The organism is Streptomyces sp. NPDC002386 (assembly GCF_053593175.1).
Map to the genome: position 1 here is coordinate 140,803 of NZ_JBSFBX010000007.1, position 16,406 is coordinate 157,208.

14 protein-coding genes and 1 pseudogene are annotated in these 16,406 nt (G+C 71.8%); 11 read left to right on the forward strand and 4 right to left on the reverse strand.

Annotated features, from left to right (window positions below; genetic code table 11):
* Nucleotides 1-30 precede the first annotated feature (30 nt).
* Nucleotides 31-531, reverse strand: coding sequence for a hypothetical protein (locus ACWCPN_RS16465; protein ID WP_451206346.1), 501 nt, complete (start codon nt 529-531; stop codon nt 31-33).
* 217 nt (nt 532-748) lie between these two features.
* On the opposite strand from ACWCPN_RS16465, the gene ACWCPN_RS16470 reads away from it, so the two are divergent.
* Both ACWCPN_RS16470 and ACWCPN_RS16475 read left to right on the forward strand, forming a co-directional pair.
* The gene (locus ACWCPN_RS16470; RefSeq protein WP_451206349.1) at nt 749-1,390 is read left to right on the forward strand and encodes a class I SAM-dependent methyltransferase; all 642 of its coding nucleotides are present in this window, start codon (nt 749-751) and stop codon (nt 1,388-1,390) included.
* 198 nt (nt 1,391-1,588) lie between these two features.
* The gene (locus ACWCPN_RS16475; RefSeq protein ID WP_451206352.1) at nt 1,589-2,431 is read left to right on the forward strand and encodes an RNA polymerase sigma factor SigF; all 843 of its coding nucleotides are present in this window, start codon (nt 1,589-1,591) and stop codon (nt 2,429-2,431) included.
* 253 nt (nt 2,432-2,684) lie between these two features.
* On the opposite strand, the gene ACWCPN_RS16480 is transcribed toward ACWCPN_RS16475, so the two are convergent.
* A complete protein-coding gene (locus tag ACWCPN_RS16480; protein WP_365130496.1) occupies nt 2,685-3,119 on the reverse strand; it encodes a MarR family winged helix-turn-helix transcriptional regulator in 435 nt (144 codons plus the stop codon).
* A 167-nt stretch (nt 3,120-3,286) separates the two neighbouring features.
* Between ACWCPN_RS16480 and ACWCPN_RS16485 the strand changes: the two genes are divergently transcribed.
* The 7 genes and pseudogenes from ACWCPN_RS16485 (at nt 3,287) to ACWCPN_RS16515 (ending at nt 10,103) form a co-directional block, all read left to right on the forward strand.
* Nucleotides 3,287-4,465, forward strand: coding sequence for a PP2C family protein-serine/threonine phosphatase (locus ACWCPN_RS16485; RefSeq protein ID WP_451206355.1), 1,179 nt, complete (start codon nt 3,287-3,289; stop codon nt 4,463-4,465).
* 153 nt (nt 4,466-4,618) lie between these two features.
* A complete protein-coding gene (locus tag ACWCPN_RS16490; RefSeq protein ID WP_451206650.1) occupies nt 4,619-5,512 on the forward strand; it encodes an STAS domain-containing protein in 894 nt (297 codons plus the stop codon).
* Complete coding sequence (locus tag ACWCPN_RS16495; RefSeq protein ID WP_451206357.1) at nt 5,509-5,928, forward strand: STAS domain-containing protein; 420 nt, start codon at nt 5,509-5,511, stop codon at nt 5,926-5,928. Before ACWCPN_RS16490 ends, ACWCPN_RS16495 begins: the two co-directional genes overlap by 4 nt.
* Complete coding sequence (locus ACWCPN_RS16500; protein WP_392293314.1) at nt 5,925-6,374, forward strand: ATP-binding protein; 450 nt, start codon at nt 5,925-5,927, stop codon at nt 6,372-6,374. The genes ACWCPN_RS16495 and ACWCPN_RS16500 overlap by 4 nt, the downstream gene beginning before the upstream one ends.
* Nucleotides 6,374-7,426 (forward strand): SpoIIE family protein phosphatase, encoded by a 1,053-nt coding sequence (locus ACWCPN_RS16505; protein WP_451206360.1) that lies wholly within the window; start codon nt 6,374-6,376, stop codon nt 7,424-7,426. The genes ACWCPN_RS16500 and ACWCPN_RS16505 overlap by 1 nt, the downstream gene beginning before the upstream one ends.
* Nucleotides 7,408-8,835 (forward strand): annotated as a pseudogene (locus ACWCPN_RS16510) (PP2C family protein-serine/threonine phosphatase); the annotation flags it as partial. The gene ACWCPN_RS16505 and the pseudogene ACWCPN_RS16510, both read left to right, overlap by 19 nt.
* Before the next feature lie 68 nt (nt 8,836-8,903).
* A complete protein-coding gene (locus ACWCPN_RS16515) occupies nt 8,904-10,103 on the forward strand; it encodes a PP2C family protein-serine/threonine phosphatase (protein WP_451206363.1) in 1,200 nt (399 codons plus the stop codon).
* A 2-nt stretch (nt 10,104-10,105) separates the two neighbouring features.
* Here ACWCPN_RS16515 and ACWCPN_RS16520 read toward each other — a convergent pair whose 3' ends face one another.
* Together ACWCPN_RS16520 and ACWCPN_RS16525 are read right to left on the reverse strand one after the other, a co-directional pair.
* Nucleotides 10,106-10,603 carry a MarR family winged helix-turn-helix transcriptional regulator gene (locus ACWCPN_RS16520; RefSeq protein WP_451206365.1) on the reverse strand — a complete coding sequence of 166 codons (498 nt, stop codon included), beginning with the start codon at nt 10,601-10,603 and terminating at the stop codon, nt 10,106-10,108.
* A gap of 151 nt (nt 10,604-10,754) precedes the next feature.
* On the reverse strand, nt 10,755-14,051 hold the full coding sequence (locus ACWCPN_RS16525) for a carbohydrate binding domain-containing protein (RefSeq protein ID WP_451206368.1): 3,297 nt from the start codon (nt 14,049-14,051) through the stop codon (nt 10,755-10,757).
* A 600-nt stretch (nt 14,052-14,651) separates the two neighbouring features.
* On the opposite strand from ACWCPN_RS16525, the gene ACWCPN_RS16530 reads away from it, so the two are divergent.
* Together ACWCPN_RS16530 and ACWCPN_RS16535 are read left to right on the forward strand one after the other, a co-directional pair.
* On the forward strand, nt 14,652-15,524 hold the full coding sequence (locus ACWCPN_RS16530) for an aspartyl/asparaginyl beta-hydroxylase domain-containing protein (RefSeq protein ID WP_451206371.1): 873 nt from the start codon (nt 14,652-14,654) through the stop codon (nt 15,522-15,524).
* An 80-nt stretch (nt 15,525-15,604) separates the two neighbouring features.
* Entirely contained in the window at nt 15,605-16,228 is a 624-nt protein-coding gene (locus ACWCPN_RS16535; protein WP_365130520.1) for a 4'-phosphopantetheinyl transferase family protein, read from the forward strand.
* The last annotated feature ends 178 nt before the right edge of the window (nt 16,229-16,406 follow it).

Here is a 16,406-nt window from a genome sequence, read left to right on the forward strand (position 1 = left end):
CCGAGTGTGGGAGCCGTCCCTATCGCGCTCCTATACGCCGGCCGCCTCGGCGCGTCCGTGTTCCGCGCCGCCCTCCCGGACGGTCTCGCCGCGCCGGGCCGGCACGGCGAGGTGCTCCACGGAGCCGTCCGCGCGCGTGACGGCGACCCCGGCGAAACGCCCTTCCGCGGCGCTGATCCAGAACCCGCCGCCGACCGGCACGGTCGCGCCGGCCCGGTGGAGGTGCCGGCCCGTCCATCGCCGTCTGCCGAACAGCACCCGGGGCAGCTCCGCCCCGGTCGCGCCGAGGACGCCCCAGGCGAGGGAGACCGGGGGACGGCCGTCCGCCACGACCGAGCAGGCGCCGCGCAGCGCACCGGTCACGAGTGCCGTGGGCACCACGACGTCCGCGAGGGACGCGCCGACGTACACCTCCAGAGCGGGACGCCCCCGTGAGGCCTGGCTGACGCGTACCGACCAGGTGTCGTGCCGGATCCGTATCGGGGCGTCGGGGCGCGTCCCGGACGGTGCCTGGTTCCGCAGGATGGTCACAGTGCTGGTCCTCCGCTGACTGCCCGACGGGTGCACGACCGAGTCTGCGCGACCGGGCTCCCGTGGTCTCCCACGTCAGTGCCCGACTTCATGGTGGTCCTGGTACCACCATGAAGTCGGAAGCCTGGGTTGAGGTGGCCGGTCCGGCGGCCCGGCATCGTGGACGGGGCGGCGCCGGCACCGTGACGCCGCCCGACGACCCGCCTAAGGAGCCACCGTGTCCGCGATCACGCACTCGGTACCGACCACGTCCCGGCGCGGCCTCAAGTGGTCCCTCGCGGCAGGCCTGGGAGCGGCGGCGATCGGCGCCTGGTGGATGTCCGACTCCGCCCCGTACCCCTACTCCCAGCACCGCCTGCTCGACCTGCCCCTGCCGTTCCTGACGCTGCGGCGCCTGGACGGGCTGCTGGAGGCGCGGCCCGGCGAACGGGTGCTGGAGATCGGGCCGGGCACGGGACTGCAGTCCCTGCACGTCGCGCCGCAGGTGGAGCAGTTGGACATCGTCGACGTCCAGCAGCCGATGCTCGACCACGTGATGCGCCGGGCGAAGGACAGCCACATCGCCAACATCGTGCCCACGCTGGCCGACGCGCACCGCCTGCCCTTCCCGGACGCGACGTTCGACGCGGCATACCTGGTCACGGCGCTGGGCGAGATCCCCGACCCGGTGGTGACGCTGAGCCAGTTGCGCCGGGTGCTCAAGCCCGGCGGGCGCCTGGTCGTCGGGGAGTTCTTCGACCGCCACCAGGTACGGCCCGCCCACCTCATCGGCCACGCGGGCGCCGCGGGGCTGCGGGTCAGCAGGTTCGTCGGCCCGCCGTTCGCCTACTACGCGCGGCTGCATCCCTGCGCGGCGTGACCGGCCCGCACGACCGCGGCGGCGCGGTCGGTCACCGCCGACGCGTGTGGGCCGGGTGAAGGCAGGTGTGAGAATGGTGGAGAGTCGGACGAGGAATGAGGAAAGTCCGAGGAATGCCTCCCAGGGGCCGGGGTATGCGCCTGCTTGCCGGGCGATGCGCCGGCGCAGGCAGGCATGACCCACAGGGAGGGGCGCAGGATGGTGGCGACGGCTGTACGGGCCGCTGGGCGGACGGTGGACGTTCCGGAGATCGCGGACCCTTCCAGGGTCGCGCCGAAGGACGCGCGTGAGCTGTCGAAGCGGTTCTTCGACCGGCTGGCGGTGCTGGAGGAGGGGACTCCCGAGTACCAGTACGCGCGCAACACGCTGATAGAGATGAACATGTCCCTCGTCCGCTACGCGGCCGGCCGGTTCCGCAGCCGGGGCGCGGAGGAGATGGAGGACATCGTCCAGGTCGGCATGATCGGCCTCATCAAGGCGATCGACCGGTTCGAGCTGACCCGCGAGGTCGAGTTCACCTCCTTCGCCGTCCCCTACATCGTGGGCGAGATCAAGCGGTTCTTCCGCGACACCTCGTGGGCCGTGCACGTCCCGCGCCGGCTCCAGGAGGCCCGCGTCCAGCTCGCCCGCGCCAACGAGGAGCTGCGCAGCCGGCTGGGCCGTACGCCGACGACCAAGGAGCTGTCGGAGCTGATGAGCCTGCCGGAGAGTGAGGTGATGGAGGCCCAGCTCGCCTCCAACGGCTACACCTCGGCCTCCCTGGACGCCACGATCGGCGGCAGCGAGGACGGCGAGGCCGCGCTCGCGGACTTCATCGGCAGCGAGGACGCCGCCCTCGGCCTGATCGAGGACTTCCACTCCCTCGCCCCGCTCATCGCGGAGCTCGACGAACGCGACCGCAAGATCATCCACTGGCGCTTCGTCGAGGAGCTCACCCAGGCCCAGATCGGCGAGCGCCTCGGCGTCTCCCAGATGCACGTCTCCCGGCTCATCTCCCGTCTCCTGGGCCGGCTGCGCGAGGGCATGCTCAGCACCGTCTGACGTCCAGGGACCCGTCGGCCGCCCGGCCGGCGGGTCCTGTCGTCGCGCTCCGCGCGCTCACTTCCCCGTCACGAACCGGTCGCTCCGCACTCCCCAACAGTTGCCGTTTGACAAGTATGGCCGTGAGGCAACAAAGTAGCCCAGTCGTACCGCACGGGGAAGGATCCGCAATGTTCCGGTGGGCGGAGATCGCTCCGTGTGCCGACCAGCCGAGCCCCGTCATGCCGGAGCGGCCGGCGGCCGGATCCTGCGCTCAGGCCGTCCGGCCGTCGGCGCGCGGGGCGTCGTCGTGTATCTGCGACGCCGCCGTGTCGCAGAACGCCTCGAGTCCTTCGAGGAGGGCGGTGCGCTTGACCGCGGGCATCCGCTCCAGCACCGCCTGCAGCTCCTTCTCCCGGCGTGCGCGCAGATCGTCGAGGAAGGCGCGGCCGCGGTTGCTGAGATGCAGCCGTACCTCGCGCCGGTCGGCGGGGCTGATCGCGCGCTCGACGAAGCCGGCGGCGACCAGCCGGTCGCAGAGCCGACTGGTGGACGGGGGCGTGGAGGCGAGAGAATCGGCGAGTGTGCGCAGATTGATGCCGTCCTGGTGCTCGAGCATCAGCAGGACGCGCATCTGGGACGGAGACGCCGGCGCTGTCGACGCCCGGCCCCACAGCACTTCCAGCAACTCCACGGCCGTCAAGGTCACGTGGGCGACCTCGACAGGCTCTGGGCGGGGGCGGAAGACAGTCACCGTCACACTCTCGCAGGCACCTGGGACGGTTGTCAGCGTACTAGGTGCCCGTCTTGGCAAGAGATGGTTCGGACGGCCGACGCGGTTCGGCCCGGGCGGTATCCGTGTATGTCCGCCGAAGGATGGGTGTATCTAAGATCGTGAACAGATTTGTGACCGCTGAGCGCGCCCTGCGCACGGCGGCCCCGGACGAGCTGCTCGACGCCGTGCGCCGAGTGCTGGCCGATGAGTACGCGGCCGAGTCCGTCGACCTGCTCCTGGCCGACTACGGTCTGACCGTGCTGCAGCCGGTGTCGGTGCTGCCGCACACCGAGGAGCCGGTGTCGCTGCACAACAGCACCGCCGGCCGTGCCTTCGGCGCCCAGGAGTCCTTCGTGGAGAGCGCCAAGGACGGTTCCACGCGCGTCCACCTGCCGGTCACCGTGCGCGGAGACCGGCTGGGCGTGCTGTCGGTCGCCCTGCCGGACGGGGACGTCGCGCCCGACGTGCTCGGGGAGCTGGCGGACATCGCCGAGGTGCTCGGGCACGAGGTGGTCGTGGCCGAACGCGACACGGACGTGTACATGCAGGCGAGGCGCAAGGACCGGCTGACCCTGGCCGCCGAGATGCAGTGGCAGCTGCTGCCCGGCCGCTCCTGCGCCCGGCCCGAGTTCGAACTCGGCGCGCAGCTCGAGCCGGCCTACGCGATCTACGGCGACAACTTCGACTGGTCCGCCACGGCCGACCGTCTCATGCTCTACGTCACCAACGGCATGGGGGAGGGCATAGAGGCCTCCCTGCTGACGAACCTCGCCATCAACGCCCTGCGCAACGCCCGGCGGGCCGGTATCTCCCTGCCCGACCAGGCCGCGCTGGCCGACCAGGCGGTGTACGCCCACTACCGGGGGCGCTGCTACCTCTCGGTGCTGATGTTCGACTTCGAACTCTCGACCGGCCGGGCGAAGGTGGTGGACGCGGGGTCCCCACAGCTGCTGCGGCTGCGCGACGGCGTGGTCGAACGCGTCACCTTCGAGGCGCAGCTCCCGCTGGGCATGTTCGAGGAGACCGACTACGTGACCCAGGAGTTCCAGGTGGAGCCCGGTGACCGGCTGGTCTTCGTCAGCGACGGGGTCTACGAGGTCGCCTCGCCCCTGGGGGAGGCCTACGGGGACGCCGCGCTGGCCCGGGCGGTCACCTCCACCCGCCTGCTGTCGGCCGCCGAGGTGCCGCGTGCCATCCTGAGAGAGCTGACCGGCCATCGCGGACAGCCCGCCCCGGAGGACGACGCCCTGGTCGTCTGCCTCGACTGGCGCGGACGCTGAACGGCCGGAGAAGGCGTGCCACCGGAACACCGGCGTGAATGTGTCGATGCTGTGTCGTTTCCGGGGCACGTGCGGCGTTAATGCTTGTCATGTGGCAATAATTGGCGAAGTTGTGCCGGTCCGGGCGCGGCCGCCTGTTCCAAGTGGGAGATGATGCGAGTGTCGGAGCAGGCGACGGCCGAGGCGGCGGCGCGGGAGCTGGGAGGCTTCCTGGAGCGCCGGCGCGAGCAGATCGCCCAGCGCTGGGCGGACGCCCCGCTGTTCCGGACCGTGTTCACCGTCTCCCGCGACGAGGCCGTGGAGGCCTGCAAGGCCGTGGTGGACGCCCTCGCGGACGTGGCCTCGACCGGCAGGCTGGAGGACGTGGCGGCCCCCGGCTTCGACTCGGCGCGTGAGCAGCTCGGGCGCATGGCCGCCTCCCGGGCGCGCAGCGGCTACAGCCCCGCCCAGATCGCGGACGAGGCCGCGGCCCTGCGGCCGGTGACCGCCGAGCTGCTGCACGGCGAGGTGTCGGACCCGTCCGGCGACGAGGCGCGGGACGTCCTGCTGGCGCTCACCGTCCTGATGGGCACCCTGCGTCTGGTGATCATGGAGACGACGATCAACGCGGGTGAGGAGCTGATCGCACGGCAGCGGCAGCAGCTCCTCGAGGTGGCCACCCCCGTGATCAGCCTGTGGGAGGGAATCGTCGCGGTTCCCCTGATCGGCACGCTCGACAGCGCCCGCAGCCAGGTCGTCATGGAGTCGCTGCTCCAGGCCATCGTGGAGCAGCGGGCCCGCTACGCGATCCTCGACATCACGGGCGTGCCCACGGTCGACTCGCTCGTCGCGCAGCACCTGATGAAGACGGTCGCCGCGGCCCGCCTGATGGGCGCCGAGTGCGTCGTCTCCGGCATCCGCCCGGCCATCGCGCAGACCATCGTGCACCTCGGCATCGACCTGGGCTCCGTCGTCACGCGCAGCACACTGGCCGACGCCCTGGCCCACGCCCTCTCCCGGCAGGGCATCGAGGTCTCCCGGCGTACGGCCGGTGTGAACCCGCGATGACCATCCCCGCCCCCCTCCCGGGCAGCCTGGCCGCGGTGCCGGTCCTCGCAATGGGGGACATCCTGCTCATCTCCCTCCAGGGGGAGCTGCACGACGGCACGGCCGAGCAGCTCCAGCAGGACATCGCCCACCGCGTGGCCCACAGCGAGGCCACCGGCGTGGTCATCGACGTCTCCGGCGTCGACGTCGTCGACTCCTTCCTCGGCCGCGTCATCGCGGAGATCGCGGCCAACGCCCGGCTGCTGGCCGCCCGTACCGTCCTGTGCGGCATGGGGCCCGCCGTGGCGATCACCCTGGTCGAGCTGGGCCTGGCCCTCCCCGGCGTGGCGACCGCGCTCGACGTCGACCGCGCCTTCGAGCTGCTCCGGCAGGACGTCTCAGCGGCCGGCCCGGTCGAAGTCGCGGGGCGCACATGACGCCGGCCGCCCCCGACCCCGCCACCGCGACGAGCCTGCCCATCGGCTCGGACGCGGATCTCGCATGGGTCCGCCACCAGGTGCGGCGGTTCGCGGCCGAACTCGGGTTCGGGCTCGTGCAGCAGACCAAACTCGTCACCGCGGCCAGCGAGCTGGCCCGCAACACGCTGATCCACGGCGGTGGCGGCGAGGCGCGGATCACCCCCGTGACCAACGCCACGACGCGCGGACTGCGGCTGTCCTTCATCGACACCGGCCCCGGCATCCGCGACGTCGAACTGGCCACGACCGACGGCTACACCACCGGCGGCGGCCTCGGACTCGGTCTCAGCGGCGCCAGGCGGCTGGTGGACGAGTTCGCCATCGACACCACGCCCGGTGTGGGCACCGTCGTCACCCTCGTCGCCTGGGTCACCGGCGTGCCCGCCGTCCGGCCGGGGTCCTGATGACACGCGTCTGGACCGTCCCGGTGCACGACTCCACCCGGGTGCGGGACGTCCGGGTGGCGACCGAGGAGGCGGGCTCCCACGCCCGCCTCGACGCCCACCGCACCGCCGTCGCGGCCCTGGTGGCCACCGAGCTGGCGACCAACCTGCTCAAGCACGCCGGTGGCGGCACCGTGCTGATCAACCTCGTCGACCGCGGCGTGACGGACGCCCGCGGTCCGGCGGTGCAGCTCGCCGCCCTCGACCACGGCCCCGGCATCCCCGACGTCGCCGAGGCCCTGCGGGACGGCCACACCACCAGCGAGGCGTCGCTCGGCGCAGGCCTGGGCACCTGCCGCCGCATCGCCGACGTGTTCGACCTGTACAGCACCCGCCGGGGAACCGTCGCGGTGGCCCGCGTCCACCAGAACCCGAACCCGGGGCCGCGGCAGACCCACGACACCTGCGCGGCCGGCGGGATCAACATCCCGCTGGCCCGGGCCGAGCACTCCGGGGACACCTGGAGCCTCGCCCGGTCGGACTCCCGCACGACCCTGATGCTCGCCGACGGCCTCGGCCACGGAGCCAGGGCCGCCCACGCCTCCGACGCGGCGGTCGAGGTCCTGCACGACACCGGGCACCTGCCGCCCGACGAGATCCTGCGGCTCATGAACCCCGCCCTGCGGCCCACCCGCGGGGCCGCGGTCGCCGTGGCCCAACTGGACACGGACCGCGGGGAACTGGCGTTCGCCGGCGTCGGCAACATCGGTGCCCGGCTGCACACCGACGGTTCGTGGGAGCACCTCGTCTCCCACCCCGGCATCGTCGGCGCACAGTTCCCCGCGACCGTACCCGTGCACCGCCTGCGCTGGCGGCCGGGCAGCCTGCTCGTGCTCCACAGCGACGGACTGCCCAGCCGGTGGGTGCCGCCGGAGGACCCGGGGCTCCTCGGACACGATCCGGCCGTGGTCGCGGCGACCGTCCTGCGGGACGCCAGCAGCGCCGCCAACCCCGTACGCGACGACACCTGCGTGGCCGTCCTGGCCTGCGAACGCCCGGCCGGACGCCGGTGACCGCGCCGGACGCCCGCCCGGCGGTCCCCGACGACACCCCGCACGCCGAGGCGGTCCTGGCGGCGGACGCCGAGACGGCGGCGATACTGCGCCGGCTGGACGAGACGGAACGTCAGCTCCGCCTGCACCGCGAGGAACTGCACCAGACCAACCAGGGCGTGCTCGCCCTGCACGCCGAACTCGACGCCGCCGCGCGCACCCAGCGGGAACTCCTCGACGCCGAACGCGCCGCCCGGGGCGAGGCCGAGAAGGCGCGGCGGCTGCTCACCTTCCTCGCCGACGCCAGCGCGGCCGTCACCGCCTCCCTCGACCAGGAGGACATCCTGCGGTGCCTCCCGGAGCTGCTCGTCCCCGAGTACGCGAGCGGCGTCGACGTGTGGCTCTTCGACGAACCGGCCAGCCCGGACGGCGCCCACTCCGCGGCGGCGGTCGCGGCCGCCCGCCACGACCGTCCCCAGCACGCCGGACCGAGCCCCGGCGGCCTGCCCGGCGTCGACGACCTGCCGCCCTCCGTGCTGTCCCCGGACCGGCCGCTGCTGAGCATCCCCCTCACCGTGCGCCGCACCTCGGGCGTGCTCACCCTGACCGCGCCCGGCGACCACTTCGACGCGGACACCAGCGTGATGCTGGTCGAACTGGCCCGCCGCACCGCCATCGCCCTGGACAACGCCCGCCGCTACGAACAGCACCGGGACACCGCCGAGGCCCTGCAGCGCGCCCAGCTCACCGACCTGCCCCCCACCGAGGGGCTGCGCCTGGCGGCCCGCTACCTGCCCGCCACCCGGGGGCTCAACATAGGCGGCGACTGGTACGACGCCTTCCCGCACCCCGACGGCAGCCTGCTGACCGTGGTCGGCGACGTCACCGGACACGGGCTGCGCGCCGCCGTCATGATGGGCCAGCTGCGCACCGCCCTGCGGGCCTACGCGCTCGAGGACGACAGCCCCGCCCGCATCCTCACCCGCCTGCACCGCATGCTGCGCCACCAGCAGCCGAACCTCTACGCGACCGCCGTGATCGCCCGGTTCCGGCCCGGCGATCCCCACGTGGTGTGGGCCGCCGCCGGACACCCCCCGGCCGTGGTCCGCGCGCCCGACGGCACCGTACGCGTGCTGGACACCAGACCCGGCGTCATGCTCGGCGTGCCCATACCGTTCGAGTACGCGGATCACACCGAGGAACTGGCGCCCGGCTCGACGCTCGTCCTGTACACCGACGGGCTGGTGGAGCGGCGGGCCCAGGGCATCGACCCGGGCATCGAACTGCTCGGCCGGACCCTGGCCGCACTGGACGAGTCCGTGCTGGAGGACCTGGACGGGTGCGCCGAGTCGCTGCTCAAGCCCCTGGTGCACGACTCGGAACGCGACGACGACGTCTGTATCCTGCTGTGCCGCACCGCTCCGTCCTGACACCGGGGGGCCGCTCCACGCGCGGGGGCGATAGCGTGGAGGTCACAGGGGAAGAGGATGGAGACGTCGTGAATGCCGCCGAACCGGTCCCGTCCGCGGAAGCCCAGCTTCGCTCGGCACCGCCGCACGCCCTGGTGGCCACCGCCGGCCGGCTGCTGGCCGAGCGCTTCGGCGCCCGGGACGTCACGCTCCTGCTCGCCGACTACGGCCTGACCGTCCTGCAGCCCGTCACCCACCTGCCGCTGACGGGCGAACCCGTCTCCGCGCACGACGGTCCCCCCGGTACCGCCTTCACCACCCAGAACCCGGTGGTGGAGGTCACCGCCGACCCGGCCACGCAACTGGTCCACCTGCCCATCACCGTCCGCGGCGACCGCCTGGGCGTGCTCTCCGTCCGGGTCCCCGGCTCCGGCGCCGACCCGGGCACGGTGCTGCGGCTCGGCGACTTCGCCACCGCCCTCGGCCACGAGGTCGCCACCGCCGGCCGGGACACCGACCTGTACCTCCAGGCCCGCCGCACCCGCCGGCTCACCCTCGCCGCCGAGATGCAGTGGCAGCTCCTGCCGGGCCGCGGATGCGCCCGCGACGAGTACGTCATCGGCGCCCACCTGGAGCCGGCCTACGCCATCGGCGGCGACAACTTCGACTGGTCCACCAGCGCCGACCACCTCACGCTCACCGTCACCGACGGCATGGGGCAGGGCATAGAGGCCTCCCTGCTCACGAACCTCGCCGTGAGCGCGCTGCGCAACGCCCGCCGGGCCGGCATCAGCCTCGCCGACCAGGCCTGCCTCGCCGACCAGGCGCTCTTCTCCCAGTACGGCGGCAAGTCCTACGCCTCCACCCTGCTGCTCCGCTTCGACCTGGACACCGGCACGGTCCGCGCCGTCGACGCCGGGTCGCCCCAGCTCTACCGGCAGCGCGGAAGGACGATCGAACGCGTCGAGCTCGAGGCCCAGCTGCCGCTCGGGATGTTCGAGGAGACCCTCTACGAGGAGCAGACCTTCCAGGTCGAGCCCGGTGACCGCCTGGTCGCCATCAGCACCGGCGTCCACGGCACCCGGTCGGCGACCGGGGAGGTGTTCGGAGAGGGCGTGCTGCGCCAGGTCCTGGGCGCGACCCGGCAGACACAGCCGCACGAGGCCGCTCGGTCGGTCGTCGCCGGGCTGATCGAGCACGTCGGGGACGAAGCGCTCCTCGCCGACGCCGCCGTCGTCTGCCTCGACTGGACGGGGCGCACACCGGGCGGGGCGGACTCCGGCCGCTGACGCTACGGAGTCTCCGGCGGCGGGGGTGACGTCTCGGCCCGGGCGCCGAGGAAGGCCCGCATGCCGCGGACCAGTGCCGACCGGTCGGCGGGCGTCATGCCCGCGAGGACGCCGGTCAGGGCCTGGGCACGCCGGCGCGCGACGTCAGCCAGCACCCGGCGCCCCTGGACGGTCAGCCTGAGCTGCACCTCGCGCCGCCGGTGCGGGTGCAGCTCGCGCTCCAGCAGACCGGCCGCCTCCAGCCGGTCGCAGAGGCGGCTGGCGGTGGGCAGCCCTATGTCGAGACTCTCGGCCAGGCCCGTGAGATTCGACTCAGGCGCCCTCTCCAGCGCCCGCAGAGCACGCAACTGGTGGAGGGACAGCCGTACGGCCGCCTCCTGGGCGGCCACGGACCAGAGATTCGCGAGACGCTCCACGGCATCGGCGATCGCCTGCGCGTCGGCGCTCGGATCGTCACCCGAGCTCCTGGCGCGGTCGTCGTCGCCGCCGGGAAGAGTCACGACACATCACTTTCAGTAAGGCGCGGTTGTGTGGGGACAACCCATATCTCATCGCTGTACCCGGGGATCCGTTCCGCAACCAGTGTCCGCTCAGGGTTCCCGAGCGCGGGCCGGCGGCGCGGCGCGTCCACCGCGCCGCCGGACCCGTCGGCTACTTCAGGTACGGGCCGTCCGTGCCGATCTTCCCGGGCGCCGCGTTGGCGCCGCCCAGGTCGAGGACGTAGACGCGGAGGTTGCCCTTGCCGGAGGCGGGGACGGACAGCGTGCCGTCGCTGACGGTGACCGTCGTTCCGGTGACGGCCTCCTTGTAGGTGCCGTTGAGGACACCGGTGAAGGTGGCCGCCCGGCCGACGGCGACCAGCGCGTAGCTGTCGACTCCGGTGGCGCTATCGGTGTAGCGCCGCTTGAAGGCCATGTCGCCGCTGACGCCCGCGGTGGAGTACTGGCCCATCTGGAGGGCGGGCACGGCCCGGCGGATCTGGTTGAGCCGTTGCAGGTGCTTGACCAGCGGCTGCTGGAGGGTGGTGGCCACGGCCCCGCTCGCGCTCGTGACCTCGGAGAAGCCGCCCGCCGTGACCTCGCCCGCAACCTTGTCGCCGTAGTAGGCGCGTCCGGTGGAGGCCAGGGGGCAGGTGGGTCCGCAGTCGATCCGCTTGCCGGCCTGGAACTCGGTCTCCGATCCGTAGTAGAGGGTGGGGATGCCGCGGAACGTCCACATCAGGGACATGTTCTCGGCCCAGGCGTCGGTCCCGCCGTTGTAGCGCGTGCTCGACTTGTTCGGGCCGTAGTCGTGGCTGTCGACGTAGACGACGTCGTAGGTGGCGTCGTTGGTGGAGTCGTCGGAGTCCTTGCCGTTGTTGAAGGCGTTGGACGCGTCGCCGAAGTTGTTGTGCATGCGCATGTCGATGATGTTCATGCCGCTGAACCGGCTGTGGTCCGGTGTGTGGTAGCTGTTGCCGTCGAGGAAGGCGTTGGCCGACGCCGGCTGCCCCGCCGGGCCCAGGTTCTCCTCGTAGTCGTACTGGTCGAGGGCCGCCTGGACGTCGTCGGAGGTGTACTCCTTGCGCTCCTTCCACGTGAAGAACTGCGCGGAGTGGTTGACCGAGCCGTGGTTCCACTTGTCGTTGACGAAGGCGGCGACCTCGCCGAAGACGAAGAAGTCCCTGGCCCGGTCGGCGCCGAACCGGCGGGTGACCTCGTCGTGGATGGCGGGCAGGAAGCGTCGGTTCCAGGTGACGCGCGGGACGTGGACGGCGGTGTCGACCCGGAAGCCGTCCACGCCCATGTCGATGTACTTGTCGTAGGCGCCGATCAGGTACTGCTGGACGGCGGGGTTCTCGGTGTTGAAGTCGGCCAGGTCCTCGTGGATCCAGCAGGAACGGGAGTCCTCGCCCTCCCAGTTGCCGAGCCAGCACTGGTGGTAGAGCGCCGCGGGGAACAGCTTGTTGGTGGGGCTCGGCCACTGGCAGTTGTAGAGCGTGTAGCCCTCGGCGCTCTTCTGGCCGGTGGGCCTGCCCCAGTTGAGGCAGGTGTTGCCGACCGGCTCGGCCGTCGACCACAGGTCGCCGTTGTAGTACGACTTGCCGGAGACGGGTTCGACGGTCAGGCCGTCGTACGCGAAGTCGCTGTTCGGCGCGTCGTAGTACCAGCTCCACTGCGCGTCGCGCACCCCGTACACCGTCGGCGTGAACAGCCCCTTGGCACCCCACCGGGAGGAGTGGTTGTAGACCACGTCCTGGTAGATCTTCATGCCCTTGGCGTGGGCCGCGTTGATCAGGTCCTGGTAGGAGGCGCCGGCCGACTCCAGCCTGGGGTCGACCTTGTAGAAGTCCCAGCCGTGGTAGCCGTGGTAGTCGTAGTCCGAGCGGTTGAGGACGACCGGGGTGATCCACACGGCGGAGAAGCCGAGGGCCTTGATGTAGTCGAGCTTCTGGACCAGGCCCTTGAAGTCGCCCCGGAACATCGGGTCGTCGTTGGCGGCGTTGCCGGACTTCACGTGCTGGCTGCCGCCGCGGTCGTTGGAGCTGTCGCCGTCGTAGAAGCGGGCGGTGAGCACGAAGTAGACCGGGTCCTTGCGCGGGTCGCCGCCGAGCGGGGCGCCCGCGGCCGCGGGCGGCGGGGTGTCGCCGGTGGTGGCGCACCTCTCGGTGCTCGCGGCGGAGAGGTTGCCGGCCGCGTCCAGGGCCCGAACGGTCCAGCAGTAGGCGGTCCGCGCCTCCAGCCCGCTCACGGAGAGCACGGTGGAGGAGGTGTTGCCCACCGCCGTGCCCCGGCTGCCGCCGGTGCGGGTGACCTGGTACCCGGTGACACCGGTGTCGTCGGTGGCGGCGTTCCAGGTGAGCACGACGGAGGTGCCGGTGACGCTCGCGCTCACGCCGGCCGGCGCCGACGGCGCGGTGGTGTCGGGTTCGGCGGCCGCGCAGGGGTCCGTCGCGTTCGCCGTGACGGTGTGGTCCTTGACCCGTGAACCACTCTTGGTGAGCGAATAATTCGCGCCGTTGTTGTTGTCCCAGACGCCGTTGCCGTCGTTGAAGGTGGCCTGCCAGGTGGTGGCGGTGCCGAGGTCGACGGTCTTCTTCACCCAGCCCGTGCAGGCGGGCTCCATGCCGGTGCCGGGGGCGGTGGTCCAGCTTCCGCCGGTGGGTGCCCAGTGCAGGTTGACGGTGGACCAGCCGACCGCGGCCGTCGAGTACCAGACGGTCGCCGCGTTGCCCTGCGGGGTTTCGGCCGTGCCGCACGGGTCGCTGTGGGCGATCACGCCGTCCTTGACGGTGATCGGGCCCGTGCCGAGCCGGTAGTCGGCGCCGTTGTCGTTGTCCCAGACGCCGTCGCCGTCGTTGAAGGCGGCCTGCCAGGTGGTGGCGGTGCCCAGGTCGACGGTCAGTTCCACCCAGTTGGCGCAGGCGGCGGTCATACGGGTGCCGGGGGCGGTGGTCCAGCTCCCGCCCGAGGGTGCCCAGTGGAGGTAGTAGGACGGCCAGTTCTTCGTCGCCGTCCAGTAGTAGACCGTCGCCGAGGTGGGGGTGGCCGAGGCGCACGGGTCGGCGGTGGTCACCCGGCCGCCGGACACGGCGGAGACGCCGTCGCCCAGGCGGTAGTCGGCGCCGCCGTTGTTGTCCCAGGTGCCGGCGCCGTTGTTGAAGGCCGCGGTCAGCCCGGACGCGCCGCCCAGGTCGACGGTCCTGCGGTACCAGCCGGAGCAGGCCGCCTCCATGGCCGCACCGGGGGCGGTGGTCCAGCTCCCGCCGGTCGGGGCGTAGTGGATGTCGACGGTGGTCCAGCTCGCGGCGGGTCTGTAGTACACGGTCGCGGTGGTCGCGGCCCGGGCGGCGACGGCCGGCAGCAGCGCGGCCAGCAGGCCGGCCAGCGCCGCGAGGACCGCGGTGAGCGGCCGGCCGCGTCCGAGGGGGCGTCTCGCGCGGACACGGGTGGGGGTGGGTGAAGACACGGCGGCTCCTGACAACACAGGGGGGAACCCCGGTGCTGGTCCCGAGCGCCGGGGGGCGTGCAAGGAGTTGCTGAATCTTGCGGCAAAGTAGTGCAACGTTGGATGGCCGTAAAGACCCGGCGCGCGATCCGTGCGGGGGCCGGCGGGGCCGGTGGCCCCCGCGGGAGGGGAAGCGGAACGCGCCCGCGGGACCGCGCGGTGCGTGGCGTGAATTCGACGGCCGACTTGATTCCATGCCGTATAGGGGAGCGGCCGGCAACTAGTTAGATGGTCAAGGAACGGTTGACGGCTCAGAAGAGGCTGCTCTAAGCTCGAACTCAATTCGATCACGGTTCCGATCCTCTCCAGAGTGAATCGACCGTGATAGCAGGGGCAACGGGGGATTTCGTGGGCGCGAGAGCGACTTAGGGCGAGGCGTGTCATCGCGCCGTTCACTCACTATTCAACTTCTGACATCTGGCGTTGGTTGCTGACCAGGAACGCCATGGCGTCTGCTTCCGCCTGCCCATGCACCGGAAGTAGATGAAAATTGAATTTCCCTTGCCCGTATCACGCCTGAGCCGGTCCGCACGGTTACCTTGCCACGACGGAGGACGACGCATGCGCTCCCACATACTCGGCCGCATCGAACTCGACCAGGAGCGGCTGAGAAAGGACCTCGACTACCTCGCCGCGGTCCCCACTGTGGAGGAGGAGTACGACGAGTTCAGCAACGGGTTCTGGAAGAACATCCCGTTGTACAACGCCAGCGGCGGCAGCGAGGACCGGCTCTACCGGGACCTGGAGGGCGCACCCGCCCGGCCCACCCGGCACGCCGAACACGTCCCCTACCTCGACGAGATCATCACCACGGTCTACGACCAGGACCGGCTGCAGATGGCCCGCACCCGGAACCTGAAGAACGCCGTCGTGATCCCGCACCGCGACTTCGTCGAGCTCGACCGTGAACTCGACCTGTACTTCCGCACCTTCATGGTCCTTGAGGACAGCCCGCTGGCCTTCCACTCGGACGACGACACCGTCATCCACATGCGGCCCGGCGAGATCTGGTTCCTGGACGCGGCGGCCGTCCACTCCGCCGTCAACTTCTCCGACATCAGCCGGCAGGCGCTCTGCGTCGACCTCGCCTTCAACGGCTCCTTCGACGAGAAGGAGGCGTTCGCCGACGGCTCGGTCTACGCCCCCGGCGAGCCCCCCGAGCTGCCGGACCGCAAGCCGTTCACGAAGGAACGCGCGGAACGCATCCGCTCACTGGCCGATGTCATCGAGCGGGAGAATTTCCGGGACATTCTCTTCCTGCTCTCCAAGGTGCACTTCACCCACGACGTGCACCCCAGCGAGACCTACGAGTGGCTCATCGCCATCTCCAAGAAGGCGGGCGACGACAAGATGGTCGAGAAGGCCGAGCGGATCAGGGATTTCGCGATCGGCGCCCGTGACATGGGAGAGCGGTTCTCACTCACCGCCTGGTGAGGCAAGCGCTCGGTGCGGCGTGCAGGGGTGGCAGGAAATAACTGGGGGAGAAAGTGATCGAGGAGATACTTCCGCGGGAAGTGGCCTCCGCGGAAGCATTCGAGGACGACCGGGGAAATCATCTCTTCAGTGAAGAGGAAGCGGCCGTATCAGGGGCCGTTCCCGCCCGGCGTCGGGAATTCACCACGGTACGGCAGTGCGCTCGTGCCGCGCTCGGTGACCTCGGCATACCCCCGTTCCCCCTGCCCCCCGGAACGCAGCGCGCACCACGCTGGCCGGCCGGAGTCGTGGGCAGCATGACGCACTGCGCCGGATATCGCGCCGCGGCCGTCGCGCGGACCAGTCGCGTGCACTCGGTCGGCATCGACGCCGAACGGGACGAGCCACTCCCGGAGGGCGTGCTGGAGATGATCGGGCTGCCCGAGGAGCGGGCCATGGTCGGCCGGCTCGCCGCGCGGAACCCCGCCCTCTCCTGGGACCGGCTGCTGTTCAGCTGCAAGGAGGCCGTGTACAAGGTCTTCTTCCCGCTCGCCCGGCGCATGCTCGGGTTCGACGCGGTCCGGGTGGACATCGCCGGTGGCGGCCGCTTCGGCGCACGCTTCCTGGTGCCCCCGCCGATGGCCGCCGGCCGGGCCGTCCCCCGGGTCACCGGGCGGTGGCTGCGCCGCGACGGGCTGCTCCTGACCGCCGTCGCCCTGTGCTGAGCGCACCGGCACGGACGCCGTGAGGGCGCCGGGGACCACGTGTCCCGGTCCGCCCCCGGCCGCGCCCCGGTCTGCCGGAGACGGCACTCGGACTCCTCTGCTCGTGCAACTCCGGCTGACTCGCGACGGCTGGGCCCCGCCGGGCCGCCCCGCCGGCCTGACGCTCCTTCTGGACGGA